Raw genomic sequence first — 23012 nt, 5'->3', positions numbered from 1 at the left:
ACTCTTATTCTAGTAAAATAACAAGTTCTTTACTTTTCTATTTAATATAGAAGCAACTGATAAAGTGAAACTTTAATCAGTTGGGATTTTGTTCACTCCATTAAAAACAGCTCAAATATGGAGCGAAACTGAATCTCAAGAAGATGTATGCTATATTTAACTTATGGAAATTTGAAAGGATGTTTTTAATATGTCAAAAAGCGTTGTAATCGCTGAAAAACCTTCCGTTGCACGAGATATTGCTCGTGTACTGAAGTGTGATAAAAAAGGAAACGGCTATCTTGAGGGTAGTAAATATATTGTAACTTGGGCTTTAGGCCATCTTGTTACATTAGCTGATCCAGAAAGCTATGATGTGAAATATAAAAAGTGGAATTTAGAAGATTTACCGATGCTACCTGAGCGTTTGAAATTAACGGTTATTAAACAAACTGGTAAACAATTTAATGCTGTAAAAAGTCAGCTACTTAGAAAAGATGTAAATGAAATTATTGTAGCAACAGACGCTGGACGTGAAGGGGAATTAGTCGCACGCTGGATTATCGATAAAGTTAAGATAAATAAACCAATCAAACGTTTATGGATTTCTTCTGTAACCGATAAAGCAATTAAAGATGGTTTTGCAAATTTAAAACCAGGTAAAGCCTATGACAATTTATACGCTTCAGCAGTTGCGCGTTCTGAAGCTGACTGGTATATCGGTCTTAATGCAACTCGTGCTTTAACGACTCGCTTTAATGCCCAGTTAAATTGTGGCCGTGTGCAAACCCCTACTGTTGCTATGATTGCTAGTCGCGAGGATGAAATAAAGAACTTCAAAGCACAAACTTACTACGGCATCGAAGCTCAAACAATGGAGAAGCTCAAACTTACTTGGCAAGATGCAAATGGCAATAGCCGTAGTTTTAATAAAGAAAAAATCGATGGTATTGTAAAAAGTTTAGATAAACAAAATGCTACTGTTGTGGAAATTGATAAGAAACAGAAGAAGTCATTCTCTCCTGGTCTTTACGATTTAACTGAATTGCAACGTGATGCAAATAAAAAGTTCGGTTACTCTGCTAAAGAAACATTAAATATTATGCAAAAATTGTATGAACAGCATAAAGTGCTAACGTACCCTCGTACAGATTCACGCTACATTTCATCTGATATCGTTGGAACACTTCCAGAACGTCTAAAAGCATGTGGTGTTGGAGAATACCGTCCCTTCGCACATAAAGTATTACAAAAGCCTATCAAACCTAACAAATCATTTGTTGATGATAGTAAAGTAAGCGATCATCATGCGATTATTCCAACAGAAGGATACGTTAACTTCTCAGCATTCACAGATAAAGAACGCAAAATTTATGATTTAGTTGTAAAACGTTTCTTAGCTGTTTTATTCCCAGCATTCGAATATGAGCAACTAACATTACGTACCAAAGTTGGTAGTGAAACGTTCATTGCACGCGGAAAAACGATTTTACATGCTGGTTGGAAGGAAGTATACGAAAATCGATTTGAAGACGATGATGTAACTGATGACGTAAAAGAGCAGATTCTACCTCACATTGAAAAGGGCGATACATTAACTGTAAAGTTACTTATGCAAACATCAGGCCAAACGAAAGCACCTGCACGCTTTAATGAAGCAACTTTACTTTCAGCAATGGAGAATCCTACAAAATATATGGATACGCAAAATAAACAACTTGCTGATACGTTAAAATCAACTGGTGGATTAGGTACTGTAGCGACACGTGCAGATATTATCGACAAACTTTTCAATTCTTTCTTAATTGAAAAACGTGGTAAAGATATTCACATTACATCAAAAGGTCGTCAATTACTTGATTTAGTACCAGAAGAATTAAAATCACCTACACTAACTGGTGAATGGGAACAAAAACTTGAGGCAATTGCAAAAGGAAAATTAAAGAAAGAAGTATTCATTTCGGAAATGAAGAACTATACGAAAGAAATTGTTTCTGAAATTAAATCGAGTGATAAAAAATATAAACATGACAATATTTCAACGAAGTCTTGTCCAGATTGCGGTAAACCAATGCTAGAAGTAAACGGCAAAAAGGGAAAAATGCTCGTATGCCAAGATCGTGAATGTGGTCATCGTAAAAATGTATCTCGTACAACAAACGCTCGCTGTCCGCAATGTAAAAAGAAACTAGAATTACGTGGTGAGGGTGCAGGCCAAATTTTCGCATGTAAATGTGGCTATCGCGAGAAATTATCAACATTCCAAGAGCGACGTAAAAAAGAATCTGGAAACAAAGCCGATAAACGCGACGTTCAAAAATATATGAAACAACAGAAAAAAGAAGAAGAACCATTAAATAACCCATTCGCAGAAGCATTAAAAAAATTAAAATTTGATTAAACAAAAAGGTTCCTACCTCTATCGGTAGGAACCTTTTATTTTAGTGAATGATTTTACTTCCTTTTGCATTCTCAACAAATTTTTCACTTGATTTGTTAATTGGTGTTTTCAGTAATAACGCAGCAACGATCATAACTACTACGAAAGCACTTAACACAAGTAAATCTCGCGTTACGATATCCCAAAGCATTCCGCCAACTGTTTCACGAATTGCGCTAATTGCGTATGTGAATGGTAAGAACGGATAAATCGCTTGGAAGAACGCTGGTGTCATTTGGATTGGGAATGTTCCGCCCGATCCTGCTACTTGCAGTACAAGTAAAATGATTGCCATCGATTTCCCAACGTTTCCGAAAATAGAAACGAGTGAGTATACGATACAAACGAAGACTCCACCAATAAATAAACTAAATAACACAAACCAGAACTTATCGACTACGTACGTACCGAGTAAGAATATATCTCCCATCGATACGATAAACGCTTGTGAAAGACCTATCGTTAAGAATGTTAATAAACGTCCGAAGTAAATTTCATGGCTCTTATAATTCGCGCCCTCTTCGTGTACTTCTACCGTTAATAATGAAACCATTAATAATGCGCCTACCCATAATGCAAGCACTGTATAGAATGGTGACATCGCTGAACCGTAGTTCGGCATCGCAAATAATTTATTCTCTTTTAAATTTACTGGATTCGCAAAGTAATCACTTTGCTTTTCAACATCGTTTTTCAATAAGCGTATGATGTCTTTTAAATCCTCTTCAGATTCAAAATCACGAATTTTATCTGCTAATTCTTTAATCTTTTTCTCAGTAGCTGGCATTTCAGCTTTAATATCTGCTAATTTCTTTTTCCCGTCTACTAAGCCTTTTGATGAATCTTCTAGTAATTTTTTAACATCTGGAAGCTTTTTGTCTGCCTCTTTTAAAATTTGAGATGTGTTTTTAGACATCTCTTTTGTGCGAGCAATTGCTGCATTGAAATTTGGAGTGATTTCTGAGTCATATTTAGCTAAAATGTCACCAATTTGGCCCGAAACACTTTTAGACACTTGATTAATACTTTCAATAACATCAGCTGCTGGTTTTTGACCTTTATTAATAGCGTCAATTCCTTTATCAGTTAACTCCATTCCTTTTTGCAAACCATCTTTTGCTTTATTTAACTTAGAAATTGTACCATTAAGGTTTTTATCACTATTCACATCAGCTAACACTTTATTTGTACTTTCCAGAACTGGAATCATGTCATTAACTAAATTCCAACTTGCTTTGAACTGCCCATTCAAATCATTTAAGGCTACTTTTGTAGAATCTAATCCATTAACACCTTTGTTACTTAAGTCTTCTCTTGCTTTTTCAAGCTCTATTTTTAATCTGCTGTAATCATTTACAGCTTTATCATATTTTTCTCTACCGTTGTTTAATATCTCATTAGCTTTATTTATATCTTGATTTAAATTGCCTCTAAGCTGCTGTGCATTTTCTTGCGCATTTTCAGCCTTACTTTTCAGTTGCTCAGCTGTACTTACTGCTTTTTCAAAATCAGCTACAAACGTTGCATTATAATCCTTTTCAGCTTGATTTACTAAATTATTTACTGCATCTAATTTTTGATTTACAGCATCTCGTACATCTTGTTTAACTTCTTGTCCGGAACTAATTAAATCTCCTACATGCTTAACTCTATTGTTAGCATCCACCATAGAATTTTTAAGCACTGTTAAACTTTCCACTCTGTTTCCAAAGAACTGTTTACCGAATTCCGTGGAAGCTGATTCCTTAAAAGCTGTAAAGAAATCAATCAAATATGAAACACTATCGATACGCTCTTGGAGGAGCTTTGAAGCATCCTGCACATTTTTCTGTGCTACAGCTGGATCCACACCTTTATTTTGAAGGCCATCCATAACACTCTTTACATATGCCGTTCCAACACGAGTAGAATTGAAAACAGTGTTTACAGTTTGATCAATATTTTTAGCAATATTTTTATACCCTTCACCATTCACTTGTGGTAATGCTGGAATCTCTGGTATTTGTGGAATAGTTATATTAGGTAAGACCGGTAATTTAGCTGGATCTGGCAATGTCAGACTAAAGTCAAATGCCGGATTTTTTAAGTAATCCGTAATTTTCGCTGCAGCATCCAATCCCTGCTGCATTACGGTTAAATTATTTTTAATAGTTCCCGGAGCACGTTGCAATGTTTCATCATTTCTAGCAAAGAATTTATCTAAATTCCCTAACGCTTCTTGCCCATCATTTATAACACTCTCTACAATCGGCAACTCTTTCTGCGCTACTTTCACAACATCTTCTGCTCGAGTTGCATCATCTAACGCCTTATCCATGAGTGTATTCATTTCTGGGAACTGCGCTTCTAACTTAAATACAAGATCTTTTACTTTTTCGATACTTGGTAAATTTGTTTCTAAATCGATTCCAAGATCATTGAAAACTTTAAAAATCTCACCGTTTGCTGTTTTTACAAAGTTTTTACTAATTTCTTCTGTAATACCTGATGCACCTTTTGCTGTAATCTTCGGTGCAATCGCGTTTACTTTTTCATTCACATAGTAATCCAGTTCTGGTTTTTTAGGATTTTCATCCAGAACAGTTGCAATTTTTTCAGAGAAGTCTTTTGGAATCGTAATACTTGCATAATAATCCCCACGCTCAACTCCGTAAATTGCTTGTTTTTCATCCACAAATTTCCAGCCAAGATTTTTGTTTTTCTTAAGGGAGTCTACAATCTCTTTCCCGATATTAATGTCTTTCCCTCTTAAATTAGAACCTGCATCTTGGTTAGAAACTGCAATGGGAACCTCTTTTGTATTTCCATACGGATCCCAAGAAGCTTTAATGTTAAACCATGCATATAACGATGGTAAAATCATTAATCCTAAAACAATAACAATTGCAGCCCAATGTTTGGCTACATTCCGTAAATCTGTCTTATAAATACGCCAAATCTGTTTCATAGAAGTTATCACCTAATTATATATTTTTCCTTCTTTAGAAAATGATACATACATTTTGCAATTATATCACTTTCTACATCGTGTATTAACCAAAAACGTACTATTTTTTCCCATTAACTTTCACTTACTTCATTATATAACGAAGTGAGTGAAAGTATGAATACAAAATGACCAAATCGGTTTTACATTCAATAATAACAAATATATATGAAATGTCATAAAAAATACAAGTATTTTCTCTTGGAAATACTTGTATTCCAAAAAAAAATCCTCACAGCTTTTATTCTCTGTGAGGATTTCTTCTATTATATATCCAATTGAACCTCTACACCGAAATGATCTGAAATTACATTTCTGTTTGTACCATTAAAAATAACTTTTGAAGAATGAACCTTTTTACTTTGGTTACACAATATTAGATCGATTCGCAAATTATGTTTATTTTCATCCCAACCAGCAATCTCACCTTGGACAGTCGTTCCTTCATCCTTCTCTACTGCTAATTCATATGTGTCATACAAACCTTTTTGCATCATATACTCATAACCTTCGCCTTCCAACCGAGCATTGTTATTAAAGTCCCCCATTAAGAAGGTGAGCTTATTGCTATCTACACGCTCCATCAAACGATCGACTTGACCTTTGAATGACTCTTCTTCATCATTCCACCAACCGAGATGGCAAGAGTAAAACGTTATATTCTTACCATTATAAGCAATTGTTGTACTTACAATTTTACGCGTTTTCCAATACGTTGTATCCTCGTTTTCTGAAATAAAGAACGTATCTTCTTTTATAATATTATGCTTCGTTATAATCGCTAATCCTTCTTCGTACAAGTCATAACCAATATGAGAGAAATCCCAAGTAATATTGTAATCTTTTACATGTAGCGCTTTTAACTCTTCTAATAGTAAAAGTCCAAAATTATCTTTTTTCTTGTTACCGCATACATTTTCAGCTTGTATGGACTGACTTACTTCTTGCAATGCGATGACATCGTACTCTTCTTCTTGAATTACTTTAGCAAGGTATTGTATCTTTTCTATTTGATTCTCTTCTTGCCAAGAATGACAGTTTAAAGTTAGCAATTTCATATTATTACGCACCTAACATATCTTGAATGTCTGACTTTAATACGTCAGCTTTCGGACCATATACCGCTTGTACACCTTTATCTTTTACAATAAGCCCTAAAGCACCATTTTGTTTCCACTGTGCTTCTGGTGCAACAACATCTAAATCTTTTACTGTTACACGTAAGCGTGTCATACAAGCATCTACGTCAGCAATATTTTCTTTTCCACCTAATAAATCGATAACTTTTGTTGCTAATGAACCGTCTTGTACATTTCCTGTTCCTTCTGATGCCTCATCTTCATTATCAATATAGTTACCTGCACGCCCTGGTGTTGGTAAATTGAATTTTTTAATTAAGAAATTAAATAGTGTAAAGTTAAGACCGAAGAACACTAATGAAACAATAACAAAGTTGATTAAGTCTCTTGTTAAACCTGCGTTAACCATCATTGGTGTACGAGTAATTAACTCAATAAATCCAAATGCATGAACACGTAAGTTAATTAAATCAGCTAGCGCGAATGCAAGTCCTGTTGTAATAGCATATACAACATATAATACTGGAGCAATAAACATGAACATGAATTCAATTGGTTCTGTTACACCTGTTAAGAATACTGCTAATGCTGCTGATAAAAACATTGGTTTATATTTTGCACGCTTTTCTTTATCCACGTTACGGAACATCGCAAATGCAATCCCCATTAACGCTGCTGTTGAGCCGATAACTTGTCCAGCTTTGAAACGAGCTGGTACAACGTTATTTAATAAATCGTTATATGCCTTCGTATCTCCATTTGCTAGTAAATTATTTAAATCTGTAATCCATGCAAGCCATAATGGATCTTGTCCTGCTACAACTTGTCCAACTTTTGAACCAGTTAACATCGTATATGTTCCGCCTAGCTCTGTATAGTTCATCGGAATCGTTAACATATGGTGTAAACCAAATGGTAATAATAAACGCTCTAACGTTCCATATACAAACGGTGCAACAACTGGTGCGCTATCTTTTGAAGCTGCAATCCAGCGACCAAATTCATTTAACCCACTTTGGATGAATGGCCATAGAAGTGATAATACAATCGCAGTAACTGTAGACCAAAGAATTACAACGAATGGTACAAATCGTTTTCCATTAAAGAATGCTAATGCCTGTGGCAGTTTATTATAGTTATAATATTTGTTATATAAAGTAGCTCCTAAGAAACCTGTGATGATCCCTACGAACACTCCCATGTTTAATGCAGGTGCACCAAGTACAGAAGTAAAGTAATCTTTTACAATTAAATCTCCCGCTATTACTGAAGAAACTTTCGCTTTTGAATCCGCTAACATTTCAGCGTTTACGCCAAATATAGCTCCTGTAATTCGGTTTGTTAAGACGAATGCTAATAGCGCTGCAAATGCACCACCCGCGCGATCTTTCGCCCAAGATCCCCCAATTGCTACTGCGAATAAGATGTGTAGATTTGTAATGATTGCCCAACCGATGTCTTCCATTACGCGAGCGATTGTATGAACTGCGTTAACATCCCCAGCAGACATACCAATTAACTTACCGATGGAAATCATTAAACCAGCTGCTGGCATTACGGCTACAACAACTAATAAAGCTTTCCCGAACTTTTGCCAAAAATCAAAAGACGTAATTTTCATCTGTTCTTCCTCCCCTTTATTTATAACAACATAATGATTTAAATTATAATTTCTGTCCCTTTTATGAAAACGATTCCTCATATCATTTTTCTTTTTACGCAACCGTTTTCATAAATCTATTTTAATAAAAGCGTTTTCACTTTGCAATAGAAATTTATTTTTTTTCATAAAAAAAGATGCTCTTTGAGCATCCTTTTTTATTATGAAATGCGATAAACCCTTGTTTCATAAGGTTTTAAAGCAATTGTTGTTACTTCTTCATGTTCCGCAACTTCATAGTTATTTAAAAGCAAACGTTTGCGTTCTAGTGCAAATGAACCCTCATTATACACAGCTTCCTCTTTTGAGATATTACTAATTACAATGACTTTTTCATCCTGTAACGTACGTGTATATGCATAAATTTGTGGATCGTCTTCTAAAAGTAAATCGTACGTACCATAGTTCAGTACATCGTGCTCTTTTTTCAGGGCAATCATTTTCTTATAGAAATTGAAAATAGACTTTTCTTCATTTTTTTGCTTCTCAACATTAATTTCTTTGTAATTTGGATTCATGCTAAACCAAGGTGTACTTGTTGTGAAACCAGCATTCATCTCATCATTCCACTGCATAGGTGTACGTGAATTATCGCGGCAAGAAGCCCATATAATCTCCATCATATCTTGATGTGGTACGCCCTCTGCAATTTTCTCGCGATATAAATTTTTAATTGCTACATCATCGTAATCTTCAATATTTGGTAACTGAACATTTGTCATACCAATTTCTTGTCCTTGATAAATAAACGGTGTACCGTGCATAAAGAAATACATCGCTCCTAGAGCTGTTGCACTTTCACGCCAATATTGTTTATCATCTCCCCATGTTGAAACGATACGTGGTTTATCGTGATTCTCAATATATAAAGCGTTCCATCCTTTATTTTCTAATCCTTTTTGCCATTTCGTTAATACTTTTTTCAATCCTACAACATCAAGGTCTTTCTTCTTCTCTGCATCCCATAAACTTAAATGTTCAAACTGGAATACCATATTGAACTTACCTTGCTCTTCTCCAACCCAAAGCTCAGCATCTTCAATCTTAACGCCATTTGCTTCACCAACAGTCATAATATCGTACTTAGAGAATGTATTTTCTTTTAGCTCTTCTAATAAAGGTTGAATACCTTTTACATTCATATGTTTATCAAAAGATGGCACATATTTTAACTCTTTTGGATTTGGCATATCCTTGAGACCTTCTTCTTTTTTAATATGACTAATCGCATCAACGCGGAAACCATCAATACCTTTATCAAGCCACCAATTAACTGTATCGTATAATACTTCGCGAACTTCTTTATTCTCCCAGTTTAAATCTGGTTGTTTACGCGAGAATAAGTGTAAATAATATTGTCCTGTTACTTCATCATATTCCCATGCCGAACCATTAAAAATACTTTCCCAGTTGTTTGGTTCCGCACCATCTTTACCATCATGCCAAATATACCAATCACGCTTCGGATTGTCTTTAGATGAACGAGACTCAATAAACCATGGATGTTCATCACTTGTATGATTAATAACTAAATCAATAATAAGCTTCATATCACGCTTATGAACTTCATCTAGTAAAGCATCAAAGTCTTCCATCGTACCAAACTCATCCATGATATCTTGATAATCACTAATGTCATAACCATTATCATCATTAGGTGACTTATACATTGGGCAAATCCAAATTACATCTATACCTAAATCTTTTAAATAATCCAGTTTCGCAATAATACCTTGTAAATCTCCAATACCATCTCCATTTGAATCCATAAAGCTACGTGGATAAATTTGATAAGCAACTGCTTCTTTCCACCATGTCTTATTCATAGTCCTTCTCTCCTTTTGCATCCCATCGGAATTTTATGCAAACGTTTTCGTAACACTATCATAACAAAATATGAACAGTTTGCAACTGTTTTCATTGAACTCTATGTAGATTCTTTATTCTTATGCTTTATTTATTTCTCACAAGAGCAAATCTCATTCCTCATCAGCTCTTGTCCACGCACGCGAACGTCGTATACCATTTCGATTAAGAAGCGGACATCATAGTTACGATAATTTTTCTCTTTTGTATCCCTCCTTTTCATATGTAAAAAGGTATACAATAAAAAATCATCCAATATGCCGTTACCTCGCAGCATGTTGGATGATTCAAATTGATTTTCTATATCGTTTCAAATTCTTGCTCCTACTCATAAACTTTTACTTATAGATTAATTGTATTTCGTATCATTTTCATGCAATGAATGTAATTTAATATTTGGAAATTTATCTTTTTCAATACCGCTATTATAAGAAACAGGAACTTGAAATTCGAATTGCTTTGTCTCGTGTTTTTGCAAATAGACTGGTTTCGGTACCGGATAACTTTTTGAATTTTCGTTTGCATTATCATATAAAACAACTTTTAATGCTTGTGAATGACTACGATAATTTTTTAAAGTAACGATGCACTTTCGTTCGATATCCTCTCCATTTTTCTCCACTCTACACTGGCTATCATCTTTTTTATATTCTATGGCTTCTACACCTGTTTTTCCTGCGTAGTACCATGTTTTATTCAATGTCTGGAGGATGTTATTTAAAATAAACGGCATCATTAAAATCAAAATACTAGTACCTACTACTTTTATCTTATTCATTTTTCTAAATGTACTAGACTCCTTTTTTCCTAGCCATTTTAAAAATAATATAAATGCAATTACATGTAGTATGAAAGAAACAATCAATATATTTGAGACTTTATAATCCATATAAACATACGTATGTATCGGAACCCTATAGACGTTGAATAGTTTTTCCCCAATTAATTCATTATCATTTGGAATTTTTAATAATAATAAAACCCCTATACTGTAACAAATAGCTACTAATCGATCATACTCAATGCGAATCATTCCTTCTCCCCTTTACTTTGTTTTTTATTATCGATTTTAGCTATTATTACCATACTATACAATCTTTTTATAGCGGATAACGTAAAAAAGTCCCTTATAAATATATAAAGAACCTTATTAATATACCGTATGAATTAAAAATCAATATACAATTTTCACATAGAGATTTCTTCAAAATATGTTGGATCATGTATTGTAATTTTTTTATCTAAAATTGTAACAATGCTATCATTTTTTAATTGTTTTAATACACCGCTAACTGTCTCTCGAGATGTTCCAGATATTTTGGATATTTCAATTGTTGTAAGTGGACATGAAATTACAATCTTTTCCCCACTCTGTTCTCCTAAATCCTGCATTAAATAATTTAACGTTTGGATAACACGATCTTGTGCATTAGGAATTGTAATATTTTGCACTCGATTTTCGTTCAATTTTAATATAGATGATAATTGCTGAACAACGTACATCAATTGCGTTCTGCTGGATTTTACCATATCTTCAAAGATTACCGTTGGAATATAATATACCTCCACATCCGTCATTGCTTCTGCTGTATAGTTATATCCTCTGTCTGTAAACATACCACCATAAGGAAAAATAGAATACCGCTTTACATAGTCATCGTATAATAAGTTCCCATTTTGATTAACCCGCTCTAACTTTACAAAACCATCTAACATGAAGTAAATTCTTTCCCTTGAATCCCCTTCTAAAAATAAAAATTGACCTTTTTTATAAGTTCGCCAATAAACAAACTCTGTTAACCCTTTCAATTTTTTTTCTGTTAAATGAGCAAATAATTCGAACTGCTTTAAGTCTTTCACTACGTTCCGTCTATTCATAAAATTCCCTCTCTCTTGCTGTATGTTGGAGCGAAAAATCAAGAAAGCGTATTCAATTTGAATTTTATCATAATTAACTTATATATTCAGATTTCATCATGAAAACTTTATGAACAATGAGCACAAAAAATATTAATAAATAAAAAGAATGAAGTTACTAACTCCATTCTTTTTTACTACTAAGTAGCGTACATAATAATTTAAACATACATGCATACATTCTGTTTTGAAATAATAGTACCAGCTTTTTCTTCTAGTGCTTCATATACTTTTTCTAAAGACGTAATAATCGTTTTTCTTTTTGGATTTGTATTAACAAAATTAATAGCAGCTTCAATTTTTGGAAGCATGCTTCCCGCAGCAAATTGTTGTTCTTCAATATATTCTTCTAATTGATTCACTGTGACATGCTCTAATTTTTTTTGATTAGGTTGATTATAATTTACATATACATGATCAACTGCAGTTAAAATAACGAGCGTATCAGCATCTACTAATTCTGCTAATTTCTGCGCAGCGAAATCTTTATCGATAACCGCTTCAGTTCCTTCTAACCCTTCTTCGGAATCAATTACTGGAATTCCACCTCCGCCAACAGCTATCACTATGTTTCCATCTTCGACCAAAGAATTAATAACTTTATGTTCATGAATACTTACAGGCTTCGGTGATGGAACAACACGTCTCCATCCTCTACCAGCATCTTCTTTAAACACTGCTTTTGTTTCATCCATTAATCTTCTGGCCTCTTCTTCTGTATAAAAAGGACCAATTGGTTTAGTTGGATTTTTAAATGCCTCATCTTTTTTATCCACAACAACGCGTGTTATAACCGTTGCTACGTCTTTATTTATATTCCGCTTTTTCAATGCCTTTTCAATCGCATTTTCCATCCAATATCCAATCATCCCTTGGCTCATTGCCCCACAAGTATCTAATGGCATTGCAGGTGTCTTTTCCGTTTCTGCAGCTTTTTGCTGTAATAAAATATTTCCCACTTGTGGGCCATTTCCATGCGCAATTACTATATCCACATCATTTTCCATTATTTTCACAAGTTGTTCCGCCGTTTTTTCCAACGCTTCTTGCTGCGCTCCCGCAGTAGCTTCTCCAGACTGTATCGCATTTCCCCCTAGTGCAACTACAATTTTTCTTCGTACCATATTCCAGCCCTCCAGTTGATTTCGCTTTCACAGCGCTTTATAAAGTAATACTGCCTGTAATTAATCCATAAATCGCAAAGAATGCTAAGGCACCAATTGCTACGGATGATGCTAATTCCACTCGAGTAAATATTTGCTTCGAACTCTTTTGCTTTTGAACATTGTAAAAAATAAAAATACCTGGCGCATATAAAGTCATTGTTAATAATAAATACTCTAAACCAGCTGCATAAACTAACCACACGCCATAAATACTTGCTATCAAGCCAATTATTATATTTTTATTTCGATCTGCTTCTTCAGACTTTAAGCTATGCTTCAGTTGATAAAATGCTGAAAAAGCATATGGGATTAAAATAGCTGAAGATGCTAAAGAGAATGCAAAGTTATACGCCTGATCAGAAACGACGAATGTTAACAAGAATATTTGTATTAAACCATTTGTTATCCATAATGAATTTACTGGAGCCTTATTTTTATTTTCTTTTGCGAACCATTTTGGAAATACTCCATCTTTAGCCGCTAAATATGGAATTTCAGAAGCGAGCAAAGTCCAACCTAACCAAGCACCTAATACAGAGATGACCAAACCTAAATTAATAAAGATAGCACCCCATTTTCCAACAACACTTTCAAATAAATAAGCCATAGCCGGATTTTTCAAACCTGCAATATCTGCTTGCTGCATAAGTCCAAGAGACAATAATGTGATTAAAATGTAAATGATGAGTGTACCAATTAAGCCAATAACGGTTGCTTTCCCTACATCACTTCTATTTTTTGCTCGACTGGATAAAACAACAGCCCCTTCTACCCCAATAAATACCCATAAAGTTACAAGCATTGTACTTTTAACTTGGCTGCCAACTGCTCCCCATGAAAAAGAACCAGTTTGCCCCCAAAATCCATCTAAGAACGTATCAATATGAAACGCGAAGATTCCTATGACAATAAATACAAATACAGGTACTAATTTTGCGATTGTAGTTACTAAATTCACAAGGGCTGCTGATTGAACTCCACGTAAAATTAACATGTGAACACACCATAATAATACGCTTGCACCAATAATAGACGCTACATTTTGCCCGCCTTCAAAGATCGGGAAGAAATATCCTAATGAAGAGAACAATAATGTACCGTAAGCTACATTCCCAAGCCAAGCAGATAGCCAGTATCCCCACGCACTATTAAATCCCATAAAATTACCAAACCCTGCTTTTGCATAGCTAAAAATACCACCATCTAAATCTGGTCGTTTTACAGTGAGATTTTGAAAAGATAATCCGAGTGCAATCATTCCAATTCCTGTTATAACCCAACCAATAATAATGGGTCCCGCACCAGCACCTTTTGCCATATCACTTGCTAAATTAAATGCTCCACCACCAATCATAGACCCAACTACAAGAGCCGTTAGTGTAAACAACCCTAATTTCTTATCTTCACCCATTCCACTCACCTCTCTTTAATTGCAATAACAATACAAAAGCAATAGTGAATGATAGTGTCTAAAGGAGGAGAAAGAAGAAAGGAAAACTCCCTTTCTTCTTTACTCCATGTCTCCTAAAGTAGCTGCCATAACCGCTTTAATTGTATGCATTCTATTTTCAGCTTGATCAAATACTTTTGAATGTTTACTGCGGAATACTTCGTCAGTTACCTCCATTTCTTTCAACCCATATTTCTCATAAACTTCTTCGCCATACATCGTTTCAACATCATGAAATGCAGGTAAACAATGTAAGAAAATCACGTTTTCATTCCCTGTTTCTTTAATCATTTTCATATTTACTTGATAAGGTTTCAATAACTCCACACGTTCAGCAAATTTTTCTTCTTCCCCCATAGACACCCATACATCTGTATAAATTACATCTGCATTCGCAACAGCTTCTTCCACATTACTTGTTATCATTACCTGTTCGTTATATTTTTTTGCTAAATCAATTACTTCTTGTGCAGGCCATAAAGATTCCGGTGTACAAATACGTACATCCATTCCAATGATTGCTCCACCAACTAGTAAACTATTAGCAACATTATTTCGTCCATCTCCAACATAAACGAGCTTCACATTTTTTAATTTTCCTATATGTTCTCTAATTGTTAATAAATCTGCTAGTGTTTGTGTTGGATGCCACATGTCTGTTAATCCATTCCAAACCGGCACACCAGAATTTTGTGCTAAAGATTCTACAGTTTCATGACTAAATCCACGAAACTCAATTCCGTCAAACATACGCCCTAACACTTTTGCTGTATCCTCTACAGATTCTTTTTTCCCAAGTTGAATATCACCTTTCCCTAAATATTCAGGATTTGCCCCTAAATCTGTACATGCTACTGTAAATGCACAACGCGTACGAGTAGAAGTTTTTTCAAATAAGAGCGCTACATTTTTACCTTCTAAATAATGATGCGGGATACCATTTTTCTTTTTCTCTTTTAATTCTGCTGCCAAATCTAGAAAATATAACAATTCTTCTTGTGTAAAATCCTTTTCTGCTAGAAAGCTTCTTCCTTTTAAATTTGGTCTAGTCATTAACATACTTCATCCCTACTTTCTCCGTTATTTATACTAAATATCTTTACGAACAATTGGCATACTCATGCAACGTGGACCCCCACGACCACGAGATAATTCCGAACTTAGCACCTCAATCACTTCTATACCATGTTCCCGTAATAACGTATTGGATACATAGTTGCGATCATATGTAACAACTACACCTGGCGCGATTGCTAATGTGTTCGAGCCATCATTCCATTGTTCACGAGCAGAAGCAATTACATCCCCTCCTCCACATGGAATAAGAACTAATTCACTTAAGCCTAATACCTCTTTTAATGCTTCCATTAAAGAAGTACGATGTGTAATTTTAAGAGTTTCCTCATCTGATCCTTTTTCTAAAATATAAATATTCATATTCCCTTTTGGCCCTTGAATGGCTGGGTGAATTGTAAACTTGTCATAATCAACCATTGTAAATACTGTATCTAGATGCATAAATGCTCGGCATTTTGGAATTTCTATTGCTAACACTTTCTTAATTTTATTTTGTCGGCTAAAGAGATTTTTAGCTAAACGTTCAATTGCTTTAGCTGAAGTACGAGCAGATACTCCAATCGCAATTGTTTCTTCATTTAAAATTAGCTCGTCGCCACCTTCAATTGGAAATTTATAATCACGATCTAACCAGATTGGTACATTATGTTTTGCGAATCTTGGATGATATTTAATGATGTACTCCATGAACAATGATTCACGTCTACGCGCTGGTTCTCTCATCTTATTTATCGTTAAGCCATCGCCCACGCTAGCTGCTGGATCACGAGTAAAATATAAATTAGGCATTGGATCTAAGTAAAACGGATAGTGATCTTCCATTAATTCATATAAATGTGTCTTCTTACTTGTTTCAATTTCGTTTTTCCGTACACCGCCCATAATTTTTTGAATTAATTCTTCATTTGAAAAGGAAAGTAAATATTCTTTTAAAGTTTGATGTGCAACATTTACGTCGGCCTGTCCTTCTTTTAAAATACGATCAACAAATTCTTCTCGAAGTTTTTTATCTACTAACGCCTCAGCGGCTAGTTTTTCTAAATAAAGAACTTCAACACCCCGATTGCGTAACGTTTGTGCAAAATAATCATGCTCTTTTTGAATAATTGGTAAGTATGGAATATCGTCAAATAATAATTGCTGCAAATAATCTGGCGTCAAGTTTTCCACTTCTTTACCCGGTCGTTTTAATAAAACCGTTTGTAATTCCCCAATTTCTGAAGTAACATGTATCGGATGTTTCATTTGTTGTACCTCCTTTTAAATATGTTTGATGTCTTACAAGTACATAATAAATGCTCTGCACTTTCATCTTTGTGAAAGCATCCACATTATCATTGTGAAATATTAAACAAGTTATTTTTTTAAAATCATACGAATATGTATTTTTATAACAAACTATCTCGCTTTCTCAATAAAAAATACATATATTACGCATATATGTTGAATATTTAACTTCCTTATTTAAACAAAAATCCTGTTTTAATTTTATTAAAAACAGGATTTTTGTATCTAAATAATTAAATTTAATCTTTCTTCTATAATCTCCCTATCTGATTTCGACTGTGAAATTATAAGGCATGTATCATTTCCACATATACATCCTATTTTTTCTTTCCAATCTAACTCATCAAATAAAACACCAATAACATGTGCATTACCAGGTAATGTTTTAATAACCATTAATTGATCTACACAATCAATTTTTACAACAACTTCTCGTAATTTTTTCTTTAACTTTATATCAGTTTGTAAATGCTCTTCTGAGAAAACTTTATATATCATTAATCCTTCTTGAGAAGGTACCTTCGTTAAGTTTAACTCACGAATATCGCGAGAAACCGTAGCTTGTGTTACTAATACACCTTTTTTTGCTAACAATTCTACTAATCTTTCTTGCTTATCTATTTCATACTCCTTTACAAATTGTTTAATTAACCGTTGTCTTTTTTCTTTTTTCATAAAAGACACCCCTTTTAATATTATAGCTCGCTATAATTTTCATCCGAAAGGGACAGAAAAGAATGTTGCGGAAACGTTCATAGTTTAACTGTAAATATTAAATCAAGCTAAATAAAAAAGAGAAGAACAGCATTCTGTTCTTCCTTTTACATTGAAAATCGTTCAATTGTTTGTTTCAAATCAGTTGCTTGCTTCTCTAAATCCTTTAATAATTGATCGATTACTATCATATTTTTAGACTGTTGTAGCGTCACACGCGCCACTTCTTGCGAACCAGCTGACGTTTCTTCAGCAATTGCTGCTACAGCTTTTGTTTGTGCTCCTGTTTGATGAATGTGGCTCACTTGTTCATTCATATAACTACTAATTTGCTGAGTTGCATCGGCTACTTCCATAACACTTGATGACATTTCTTTTAAAATTAATTCCGTAGCTTCCCCACGTTTCGCCTCTTCTTTAGCTATTTTCACTTGTTCTGTCATTTTCATTGCAACTTGTTGTACTTCATCTTGCATATTCCGTAATAACTGCGATATGTTTCTTGCAGAATGATCACTTTCATCAGCAAGTTTACGTACTTCTTCCGCAACAACCGCAAAACCTCTTCCATGCTCTCCTGCGCGAGCTGCCTCAATAGAAGCATTTAGTGCTAATAAATTCGTTTGGCTAGCAATCGCACTCACAACAGACACAATATGTTCTACTTGTTTCATTCGTTCTTCTAACTTCTGTACATTTTGCATTGAATCTTCATTTTCTTTTGCCAATGTTTGAATACCTTGAATTAAAGACGTAAAAACACGAGTACTATGCCCTAAAGCTTCAACCATTTCTGAAGACAATGTATCAGACTGCTTCGCTTTTTCTTCTACTTCACTTGCAATAGACGTCGTTGTATCAACAGCAGAAACAATTGCTTGAATTGATGCCGCTGATTGCTCAGCGCCTGAAGAAATCTCTGCAAGTGTCTCAGATACACCTTGCGCTTGTCTCGTTGCTTCGCCTGTTTGTTTTCTAATCTGCTGTACTTGATTATTTGTATACGAAAATGTTGTATCAATATTTTTTACCATGCCCCTTAAGTTTCCTAACATCATATTAAATGCAACACTTAAAGATTTAATTTCATCATCTGTCTTCGGTAATGGAACATCTTCACGAATATCACCCTCAGCTGCTTTTCTTGCCGCTTCCTCTAACTTGCGAAGTGGTTTAATTAAAAATACGGCTGCTCCATATGCTAAAATTCCAGACCATACTACCCCTAATAACATAACGATAATATTATATACAGTTTGACTTACATAACTTTGAAAATAATCGTATATCACGTAAATAAAAAATATACTTGTTGAATATGTAATAAAAGCTAAAACTGTAGTGAATAGCATAAGTTGTGTACGTAATCCAAAAGAAAATGTTTTCCTTTCTTTTTCCATCTTCCCTTTCCCCCTTTTTATAAGCAATATAAATACTACCTATATATTATTATCCATATTTTCATTATAGAAGGATATAGAGATTTTAAAAATATTATTTCTTTGAATATCAAATTGCACGAAAAAAATAAAGGATTCTGACAATTTATGACTAATAACAGAAATAAGGGGCAACATTTGTAAAATATATTTTTAACTGGGGGTTTTGTATGATTCAAGTTCGAAATCTAGTAAAATCATTCGGTTCACTTGATGTGTTAAAAGGAATTGATTTAGAAGTAAAAGAAAAAGAAGTTGTTGTTTTAATTGGTGCCAGTGGTTCTGGTAAAAGTACATTACTTCGCTGTCTTAACTTTTTAGAAATGTACGATGAAGGCGAAATTCACTTACAAGGTGAGCGAATTGATCCAAAACATTCAAATTTAAATAAAGTCCGTGAAAATGTCGGTATGGTTTTTCAGCACTTTAACCTCTTTCCTCATATGACCTCACTAGAAAACATCATAGAAGCACCTATTCACGTAAAAAAATTAGAGAAAGCAAATGCAAAGGATATTGGAACTCAATTTCTCCAAAAAGTCGGCCTTCAGGATAAAGCGGATGTAACTCCTCATCTTCTTTCAGGTGGCCAAAAACAGCGCGTTGCCATTGCACGAGCTCTTGCAATGAACCCTAAGATTATGCTATTTGATGAGCCTACCTCAGCTTTAGACCCTGAACTTGTTGGAGAAGTATTGCAAGTTATGAAAGAACTTGCTGAAGAAGGGATGACAATGGTTATTGTTACTCATGAAATGAATTTCGCAAGAGATGTAGCTGATCGCGTTATCTTTATGGATGATGGAAAGATTGTAGAAGATGCTCCGCCAGCACAATTCTTTTCAGCTCCATCACATGAACGGGCAAAACAATTTTTACGCAACGTTTTATAATGTAACTTCTGTTTCAAACGAAAAGGAATACATTCATACGGTGCACAACTAATCATCCAAATAAAATATTTCAATAACATACTTAAAATCATCCGTATGATCAATATATAGGAGGGGTTTTATGAAAAGAAAACTATTAACCATTGTTGCGAGCATTACACTATGTACATCCTTCATACTAGGAGCTTGTAGCAAAGAAAGCTCTACTACTTCATCAAATGGTGAAAAAGAATTTCGCTATGCAATGAGTGGATTATACAAACCTTTTAATTATAAAGAAAACGACGGCAAACTTGTCGGCTTTGATATAGAAATCGGTGAAGCTCTTGCTAAAAAGATGAACATGAAGGCTACGCCAGTTACAAACCCATGGGAAACGCTAATTCAAGGTCTTCAAGCGAAGAAATATGATGTAATACTGGGTAGTATGGCAATTACAGAGGAGCGCTTAAAAGCTGTTAGTTTCTCAAATCCGTACTATCGCTCTGGCGCTCAAATTTTTGTGACTAAAAAGAATACTGCTATCTCTTCTCCAGAAGATTTAAAAGGTAAGAAAATTGGTGTTGTAAAAGCTAGTACCTTTAAAAATCTTGTTGCAAAATATACAAATCAAATTACAGAATATGACAGCGACATTACTGCTCTTATGGATTTAGAGCCTGGGCGTGTTGACGCAGTAATTACGGATCAAATGGTTGGTCTACGTATGATAAAAGAGGGAAAATCGAATATAAAAGAAGCGGGAAAACCATTAAATCTTGATGAAATGGGAATTGCTATTCGCAAAGATGATAAAGAAATGGTTGAGAAAGTAAATAAAGCGTTAGATGAAATCATTAAAGATGGTACGTATGAAAAGATCAGTAAAAAATGGTTCGGGCGTAATATTCTTGGTGAAGAGGAAAAAACGAAGTAAGTTAGCCATTCAAAAGATTCATAAACAGTGCCCCACTCATTAAATGTTCATTTTATGTGGGGCATTTCATTCTCTACTAAAATCTATACAATATGAGGTGAAACGCATGTTTGAAATTTTTATCTCTACCTATCCCACACTCTTAAAGGCTACCATTGTCACATTACAATTAACATTAACCTCCCTAGTACTCGGTTCATTAATTGGATTATTATTCGCTTTCTTTCGAATCTCGAATAACAAAGTTTTAAATAGCATTGCTCATATCTATATTGCTATTATTCGTGGTACACCTTTAATCGTTCAAATCGCAATTCTCTATTTTGGCATTACATCTGTCATTGTTTTCTCCCCTTTTTGGGCAGGAGCAATCGCTTTAGCAATTCATAACGGTGCATATATTACGGAAATCTTCCGAGGATCCATTCAATCCGTCGACCGAGGACAATTGGAAGCCGCTCGCTCCTTAGGTATGCCTTATCCTTTAGCTATGCGCCGGATTATATTACCACAAGCATTTCGTCTGTCTCTTCCTCCTCTAGGAAACCAGTTTATTATTGGATTAAAAGACTCTTCACTTGTCGCTTACGTAGGACTGTCCGAATTATGGGGATCAGGTTTATCAATTGCAGCAGGTAACTTCCAACAATTAGATACTTACATAATCGTTGGTGTATACTATCTCGTACTTGTTCTTCTATTTACTTACTTTGTTAATCTTTTAGAAAAACGACTACAACGAAAAGAAACTAACTCCGTCCAAGTCCATAAAAAGAACAAAACGGAAGTTTCTTTATAAGAAAAAGCAAGCCTGAGATGGCTTGCTTTTTCATTGTAAAAATATATTAATTTTTACTGATTTACTTTTTTAATACTTTCGTCTTCCTCTATATGTTCCTCACGATATGAAATATTATGAGGATCTAGTCCATTTCCTAAAGAACCATAGAAATGCTCTCTATGCGGATCCACTAATTCACTTCCTTGATAATACACACGTGGTGTATTCCATAGCGCTGCCAAAGCTTTTGTCATCGGCATCTCATGATAGCGTTCCGGCCACATTTCTTTAATCTTCTCTTTTACTAACGGATAGTATTTAGAACTCATAGCAGGAAACAGATGGTGTTCTGTATGATATGAGAAATTGAAATGTAAAACGTCTACCCAGCGCGGCACTGTTACTGACAAACAGTTTGCTAACGGATCATTTACTGGAACAATTGGATTTAAGCGGTGATTTGTTGCGATATATGCCATTACAATAAAGTTAGCAATTAACAACGGAATGACATATGCAAATAACCATTTTCCAGGTCCCATAATAAACAATAAACTAATCCAAACTGTCCAAGGCAAAAGAAGTTGAAGCCATACAGATTTTTGATTGGATGACTTGAACTCTTTTATAAAATGAAAGAACATTCGAGTCGAATGCAATGTAAATTGAATTGTTAGTGACAGAAAACTAAAGAATGAACGTACATGTAAAGGCATACGATATACCCAACTCAAAAACTTACTCTTCTTAAGTTTCTCAAGTGTCGGCCATGCATCCGGATCATTCTCTTCATGCTGTGTATGAACATGATGCGTTGCATTATGCCACTTTCTCCAAAGCTTTGGCCCTGTTGATAATGGCATAAATGCAATCGCGCCTAAGAAGTCACGAAGCCATGCCTTTCTTACAACAGTTCCATGTAAAATTTCATGCCCTAAAAATCCAAGTGAAGCAAAACATAATCCAAGAACAATCGCAATTCCTAGATTCGCCCACACATTCAATTCAAATACACCAATCGATATTAACCCCGCCAATGCCACAAGCAAATAAGCCAGTCCACCAAATAAACGAGTAGGCACTGGTTTAAATGCTTTTTTCGGCAAATGTGGTGATACACGTGCTGCATACCACCCAAACGTATGAAGCTCCTTCATCCTTTTGCCCCTTTCTTATGCCGCGCCTTGCGCAACTTACATATATCAATTCTTGTTTCCAGATTGATTTTACTAGATGATCCAAAAAGCATCTATTATAAGGAAAATATACTCACTCTATCGTCACTTATTTTTCGCTTTTATTATCAATGAAAAACATTTCTCTTTTTACTCTCTATCAACCTTTCCACATGATGAATCATAA

At 34.5% G+C, this 23012-nt stretch carries 16 protein-coding genes and 2 pseudogenes; 4 read left to right on the top strand and 14 right to left on the bottom strand.

The features are described from left to right. The first annotated feature begins 190 nt into the window (after positions 1 to 190). On the top strand, positions 191 to 2380 hold the full coding sequence (gene topB, locus F3I02_RS18710) for a DNA topoisomerase III (RefSeq protein ID WP_000047287.1): 2190 nt from the start codon (positions 191 to 193) through the stop codon (positions 2378 to 2380). A 40-nt stretch (positions 2381 to 2420) separates the two neighbouring features. Here topB and F3I02_RS18705 read toward each other — a convergent pair whose 3' ends face one another. The 13 genes and pseudogenes from F3I02_RS18705 to F3I02_RS35140 all read right to left on the bottom strand — a co-directional run. Then, on the bottom strand, positions 2421 to 5366 hold the full coding sequence (locus F3I02_RS18705; protein ID WP_196478293.1) for a YhgE/Pip family protein: 2946 nt from the start codon (positions 5364 to 5366) through the stop codon (positions 2421 to 2423). A gap of 305 nt (positions 5367 to 5671) precedes the next feature. Further along, the gene (locus F3I02_RS18700) at positions 5672 to 6463 is read right to left on the bottom strand and encodes an endonuclease/exonuclease/phosphatase family protein (protein WP_196478292.1); all 792 of its coding nucleotides are present in this window, start codon (positions 6461 to 6463) and stop codon (positions 5672 to 5674) included. A 4-nt stretch (positions 6464 to 6467) separates the two neighbouring features. Continuing rightward, positions 6468 to 8105 carry a PTS transporter subunit IIBC gene (locus tag F3I02_RS18695; RefSeq protein WP_000705560.1) on the bottom strand — a complete coding sequence of 546 codons (1638 nt, stop codon included), beginning with the start codon at positions 8103 to 8105 and terminating at the stop codon, positions 6468 to 6470. A gap of 200 nt (positions 8106 to 8305) precedes the next feature. Beyond that, complete coding sequence (locus F3I02_RS18690) at positions 8306 to 9970, bottom strand: glycoside hydrolase family 13 protein (RefSeq protein ID WP_001044745.1); 1665 nt, start codon at positions 9968 to 9970, stop codon at positions 8306 to 8308. Between the two features lie 389 nt (positions 9971 to 10359). Beyond that, positions 10360 to 11043 carry a hypothetical protein gene (locus F3I02_RS18685; protein WP_000619197.1) on the bottom strand — a complete coding sequence of 228 codons (684 nt, stop codon included), beginning with the start codon at positions 11041 to 11043 and terminating at the stop codon, positions 10360 to 10362. 155 nt (positions 11044 to 11198) lie between these two features. After that, positions 11199 to 11888, bottom strand: a complete 690-nt coding sequence (locus F3I02_RS18680) for a Crp/Fnr family transcriptional regulator (RefSeq protein ID WP_001081904.1) — start codon at positions 11886 to 11888, stop codon at positions 11199 to 11201. Between the two features lie 200 nt (positions 11889 to 12088). Beyond that, positions 12089 to 13051 (bottom strand): carbamate kinase, encoded by a 963-nt coding sequence (arcC, locus tag F3I02_RS18675; protein WP_000252337.1) that lies wholly within the window; start codon positions 13049 to 13051, stop codon positions 12089 to 12091. 37 nt (positions 13052 to 13088) lie between these two features. Beyond that, positions 13089 to 14504: an arginine-ornithine antiporter gene (gene arcD, locus F3I02_RS18670; protein ID WP_000503419.1), complete on the bottom strand. Its 1416-nt coding sequence runs from the start codon at positions 14502 to 14504 to the stop codon at positions 13089 to 13091. Positions 14505 to 14603: 99 nt separating this feature from the next. Further along, complete coding sequence (argF, locus tag F3I02_RS18665; RefSeq protein WP_000930300.1) at positions 14604 to 15602, bottom strand: ornithine carbamoyltransferase; 999 nt, start codon at positions 15600 to 15602, stop codon at positions 14604 to 14606. 30 nt (positions 15603 to 15632) lie between these two features. Then, positions 15633 to 16865, bottom strand: coding sequence for an arginine deiminase (arcA, locus tag F3I02_RS18660; RefSeq protein WP_000682331.1), 1233 nt, complete (start codon positions 16863 to 16865; stop codon positions 15633 to 15635). 267 nt (positions 16866 to 17132) lie between these two features. Next, complete coding sequence (gene argR, locus F3I02_RS18655; protein ID WP_000711829.1) at positions 17133 to 17582, bottom strand: arginine repressor; 450 nt, start codon at positions 17580 to 17582, stop codon at positions 17133 to 17135. A gap of 146 nt (positions 17583 to 17728) precedes the next feature. After that, positions 17729 to 18301 (bottom strand): annotated as a pseudogene (locus tag F3I02_RS35145) (methyl-accepting chemotaxis protein); the annotation flags it as partial. A 369-nt stretch (positions 18302 to 18670) separates the two neighbouring features. Next, positions 18671 to 18856, bottom strand: a pseudogene (locus F3I02_RS35140) (HAMP domain-containing protein); the annotation flags it as partial. Between the two features lie 374 nt (positions 18857 to 19230). Here F3I02_RS35140 and F3I02_RS18645 point away from each other — a divergent pair. The 3 genes from F3I02_RS18645 to F3I02_RS18635 all read left to right on the top strand — a co-directional run bounded on the left by F3I02_RS18645 (position 19231) and on the right by F3I02_RS18635 (position 21668). Further along, positions 19231 to 19953 (top strand): amino acid ABC transporter ATP-binding protein, encoded by a 723-nt coding sequence (locus tag F3I02_RS18645; RefSeq protein WP_000616922.1) that lies wholly within the window; start codon positions 19231 to 19233, stop codon positions 19951 to 19953. A 121-nt stretch (positions 19954 to 20074) separates the two neighbouring features. Then, positions 20075 to 20869 (top strand): ABC transporter substrate-binding protein, encoded by a 795-nt coding sequence (locus F3I02_RS18640; RefSeq protein ID WP_046945087.1) that lies wholly within the window; start codon positions 20075 to 20077, stop codon positions 20867 to 20869. A 43-nt stretch (positions 20870 to 20912) separates the two neighbouring features. After that, positions 20913 to 21668 carry an amino acid ABC transporter permease gene (locus tag F3I02_RS18635; protein ID WP_003299858.1) on the top strand — a complete coding sequence of 252 codons (756 nt, stop codon included), beginning with the start codon at positions 20913 to 20915 and terminating at the stop codon, positions 21666 to 21668. A 53-nt stretch (positions 21669 to 21721) separates the two neighbouring features. Here F3I02_RS18635 and desB read toward each other — a convergent pair whose 3' ends face one another. Next, positions 21722 to 22807, bottom strand: coding sequence for a Delta(10) desaturase DesB (desB, locus tag F3I02_RS18630; protein ID WP_000661223.1), 1086 nt, complete (start codon positions 22805 to 22807; stop codon positions 21722 to 21724). Between the last annotated feature and the right edge of the window lie 205 nt (positions 22808 to 23012).

This window comes from Bacillus sp. SRB3LM (assembly GCF_015712745.1).
In the GTDB taxonomy this organism is placed as follows: domain Bacteria; phylum Bacillota; class Bacilli; order Bacillales; family Bacillaceae_G; genus Bacillus_A; species Bacillus_A thuringiensis_K.
This window is presented reverse-complemented; position numbering and strand designations above follow the sequence as displayed.

Bases quoted from the DNA above. Each gene is read 5' to 3' on its own strand.
- arcC (WP_000252337.1), bottom strand. From the start codon at position 13,051: ATGGTACGAAGAAAAATTGTAGTTGCACTAGGGGGAAATGCGATACAG.
- F3I02_RS18645 (WP_000616922.1), top strand. From the start codon at position 19,231: ATGATTCAAGTTCGAAATCTAGTAAAATCATTCGGTTCACTTGATGTG.
- desB (WP_000661223.1), bottom strand. From the start codon at position 22,807: ATGAAGGAGCTTCATACGTTTGGGTGGTATGCAGCACGTGTATCACCA.
- arcA (WP_000682331.1), bottom strand. From the start codon at position 16,865: ATGAAACATCCGATACATGTTACTTCAGAAATTGGGGAATTACAAACG.
- F3I02_RS18700 (WP_196478292.1), bottom strand. From the start codon at position 6,463: ATGAAATTGCTAACTTTAAACTGTCATTCTTGGCAAGAAGAGAATCAA.
- arcD (WP_000503419.1), bottom strand. From the start codon at position 14,504: ATGGGTGAAGATAAGAAATTAGGGTTGTTTACACTAACGGCTCTTGTA.
- F3I02_RS18695 (WP_000705560.1), bottom strand. From the start codon at position 8,105: ATGAAAATTACGTCTTTTGATTTTTGGCAAAAGTTCGGGAAAGCTTTA.
- F3I02_RS18685 (WP_000619197.1), bottom strand. From the start codon at position 11,043: ATGATTCGCATTGAGTATGATCGATTAGTAGCTATTTGTTACAGTATA.
- F3I02_RS18680 (WP_001081904.1), bottom strand. From the start codon at position 11,888: ATGAATAGACGGAACGTAGTGAAAGACTTAAAGCAGTTCGAATTATTT.
- argF (WP_000930300.1), bottom strand. From the start codon at position 15,602: ATGTTAATGACTAGACCAAATTTAAAAGGAAGAAGCTTTCTAGCAGAA.
- topB (WP_000047287.1), top strand. From the start codon at position 191: ATGTCAAAAAGCGTTGTAATCGCTGAAAAACCTTCCGTTGCACGAGAT.
- F3I02_RS18705 (WP_196478293.1), bottom strand. From the start codon at position 5,366: ATGAAACAGATTTGGCGTATTTATAAGACAGATTTACGGAATGTAGCC.
- F3I02_RS18640 (WP_046945087.1), top strand. From the start codon at position 20,075: ATGAAAAGAAAACTATTAACCATTGTTGCGAGCATTACACTATGTACA.
- argR (WP_000711829.1), bottom strand. From the start codon at position 17,582: ATGAAAAAAGAAAAAAGACAACGGTTAATTAAACAATTTGTAAAGGAG.
- F3I02_RS18635 (WP_003299858.1), top strand. From the start codon at position 20,913: ATGTTCATTTTATGTGGGGCATTTCATTCTCTACTAAAATCTATACAA.
- F3I02_RS18690 (WP_001044745.1), bottom strand. From the start codon at position 9,970: ATGAATAAGACATGGTGGAAAGAAGCAGTTGCTTATCAAATTTATCCA.